The organism is Tistrella mobilis, from assembly GCF_039634785.1.
In the GTDB taxonomy this organism is placed as follows: Bacteria; Pseudomonadota; Alphaproteobacteria; order Tistrellales; family Tistrellaceae; genus Tistrella; species Tistrella mobilis.
Genome location: NZ_JBBIAB010000053.1, coordinates 1 through 3,097, shown reverse-complemented (window position 1 = coordinate 3,097; position 3,097 = coordinate 1). Strand labels below are relative to the sequence as shown.

Sequence of the window (3,097 nt, the reverse complement as noted above, 5' to 3'; positions counted from 1 at the left end):
CAGAGACTTCGAGAACCTCTCACGGATGGCTTTGGCATTCCTCCGCCTCGCGATGATCCGGATCATGATGCGCAGAATCGCAAGGATCCGGAAATCATAGATAACTTCTCGGACGGACTCTGAGATTTCGCCCCCCTTTTCCCCCATGTGCTGACCGATGGGCTTTCACATAGGTGGAGTCGATCGCCATTGACTTCGTGACGGCCCCGGATGCCGCCAAAGCCTCCACCAGCCCCGTCCAGAAACGACGCCCGGACCACCGGTGGAAGCGGTTGTAGATGGTTGTCGACGGCCCGTATTCCGCAGGACAGTCACACCATCGGCACCCGGTCCGCAGCACGTGGATGATCCCCGAAATCACCCGTCGGTCATCCACACGCCGGGCACCCGGCTGGTTCTTGGGCAGGTGCGGCTCAAGCTGAGCCCACTGTTCGTCCGACAACCAGAAAAGCTGAGACATCGTGTTCCTCGTGGTTACAGACCACTGGAATCACGGAATGATCTCATTATCAAGAGATTGGTTGGGTTTTGACCCTAAGCACAATAATACCGTGTTCATCAAAACTCTTTGCAATACCCTCTACGAACTCTGCTGTATGATTTGGGGGTGCAGACGGAAGGATGGAAATAGTTTCTACCGTGGTCATTCTTCGCAGCACCAAAAGCGCCGTACTGTAAAATGATACACATTTTTCAACCCTCAATTCTCCTATAATGTTCTCCACAGCTCCTTTTTTTTCTAGCAAAATTGCCTCAGGAATAATAGAGCGAAGAAGATTAATTCGATTCTGTCCTTTTGGATGAGGCTTATAGTAGATTTCATTCGCATTCAGATTTTCCATGAAGGAAAAAGCAGCCATACGAATGGCGTAAGCCAAATCTTTTGAGAAAATTTCTGTAATCTCCTGATCCAAGAACAGAATCCGCCCAGGCTCCGAAACATAATCATTTTTATTAATAATATCATCAAGGACAAAAACAGATCCTGCGGTCGTTACCAGTCGTCTCGGTTCAAAAGTGAATGTGGCCACGTAAGGCAAATCCTCATAACGAGTGATGTGAAGAGAACGTACACAAGGATAATAATGGACATGATAAATCCAACCGTAAATCAACTTAGCAAGTGATTTTAATTTCTCCACTAGTGTGAGCTTTCTGTGTGAATAGTTGATCATTCCATCAGGTAAAAGATAAAGACCGGCAATATTTGGCTTATTCAAAAAATAATTCGCGGCAAAATGATAAGGATGCGGAATAAAAATATCCGCATCCTTGAATTTTTCCGAATTCTCCCCCAAAATCCTGGAGAAATCCTGAAGTAGTTCTCCATAACTCATACCTTGAGCAGCGGTCTTGAACTCAAAGAGGTGCGTAAAGGGCTCGTCGATTTCATCCTGCCCTCGATCCCCACCAAACCAAAAAATATAACTCGGTCTCCCCTTCGAAAATCTATGAATAATCTGGCGTGATGCCTTCAGTGCCTCAAATCCCGTACAGATAAATATCTGGCAGTCACCCCGCAATTCCAGATCTTTATTCATGCTTTTGATCCTTTGATACTACGAACTATATGCTTTTGACGCCGCGCAAGGTAATAAGCAACACCAAAGGCTGCAGCAGACTGAAGTGTCATAACCAAAGCAGATGTCCACAGTAGCCCCATCACGCCCTTGTAACTTAGGCAGGAAAGCAAAGGAATGTATATAGCCACTGCACTCACACAGATTACAGAAAGCCATACCGTGCGATGAAGCCCTGTCAGCATCCAAAAAGCGCTATTAAAGAGTACAGCAGTCAGAGAATAAACAAGGGACGGCAGCAGCCACACAAATTCAATTCGATACCCATTAGGCAAAATATGTGTTTGATATTCGCAGAAAATAACCCCCATTGTATAGAAGAAGGCAATAATTTTAATATTTTTTAATGCTGATCTCCAGATAATCTGAAGAGCTTCATCTATTTTTTCTTCTGAGAATCTCTCAAATATGGGTATCCTCCTAGCTTCCGTGTAGGAATTGACCAAGACACCAAGAACAACAATACCATAGGAAATAAGAGTATATGAAACTGCTTCACTAGGCGTAAGTGTAACGCTCCCCACCCAACGTCCGGCCTGAGCCACCACCCACATCGAGACCACAAAAACCATTGTACCGCTCGAGTAAGAGAGAGCTCTTCGGACAGCTTTTGTACAAAAACGCCCATTGCGTAATAGTCGGACCATAGGCAACAGCCCCAACATTGAAGCCAAAAATTGAGCAAAAATATATGACAAAATTGCAGCAAGTACATTGTCACTCATAAATGGAGAAAGTATTACATACCCCGCAATCAATCCAAGGCCAGACGAAATTGATATGGCCGCAAATAAAAAACTATTGTCTTGGAGGCGTGCCAGAATGCCTGCGGCCTGCATAAATACCAGACTTATAGCTGCAATCACAATAATTATTTGAGTGGGTATATTGTTTTCAGCAAGAGGATCTGGAATATTCCCGATATATATAATGGTAATAATAAATCCGCTAAATAATATTATGGAAAAAATCGCCGTGAACAAATTACTCAAAAATATTGAACCGTGTTCGTTTATATCCTTTGTATCAAAATAGAGGCGACCAATTGCAAAGTGTAGATTCATACTCAGTAGAGGAACAGCAACGGCAACCAAGCTCGAGAAGAGACCGAAGCGCACAAACTCTGGGGCTGTCATCGTTGCAATTAGAAGAGGCAGGAGAATGAGGTTGCTCAACCTCTGCCCCATTACCCCTCCCATGATAAAGAGGGTTCTCAAGCGCGCCATCTCTAGTGAACACCTTTTCTTGGAGGCCGTCTCTAAACTGAAAAGGGCGAGCGCGGAGTCCGGCTTTCTACTCCAAGTGATCGTTCAAGCCTGTTCGAAAAACCCAGCGCTACCCGGTGGCAGCATAACCGCGATGCCCCATATATTGGAAGCCATCTGAAGATGGCGGACAGGGCAATCGGGTGAAACTGTGCGTGACAGGACGGAAAAAGTCTGAATCTCTCATTGTCGACGTTGTTGGCTTGGGAGGGATGGATGGAACCGTGTGGGGCCTTGGGCGAAGCGATTGGG

General features: G+C 45.5%; 2 protein-coding genes and 1 pseudogene. All 3 read right to left on the bottom strand.

The annotated features are described in order from the left end of the window. Nucleotides 1-130: 130 nt before the first annotated feature. Nucleotides 131-460 (bottom strand): annotated as a pseudogene (locus tag WI697_RS27375) (IS5 family transposase); the annotation flags it as partial. 49 nt (nt 461-509) lie between these two features. Further along, nucleotides 510-1,541 carry a polysialyltransferase family glycosyltransferase gene (locus WI697_RS27370; protein WP_345960675.1) on the bottom strand — a complete coding sequence of 344 codons (1,032 nt, stop codon included), beginning with the start codon at nt 1,539-1,541 and terminating at the stop codon, nt 510-512. After that, complete coding sequence (locus tag WI697_RS27365; protein ID WP_345960674.1) at nt 1,538-2,806, bottom strand: hypothetical protein; 1,269 nt, start codon at nt 2,804-2,806, stop codon at nt 1,538-1,540. The genes WI697_RS27370 and WI697_RS27365 overlap by 4 nt, the downstream gene beginning before the upstream one ends. Nucleotides 2,807-3,097 lie beyond the last annotated feature (291 nt).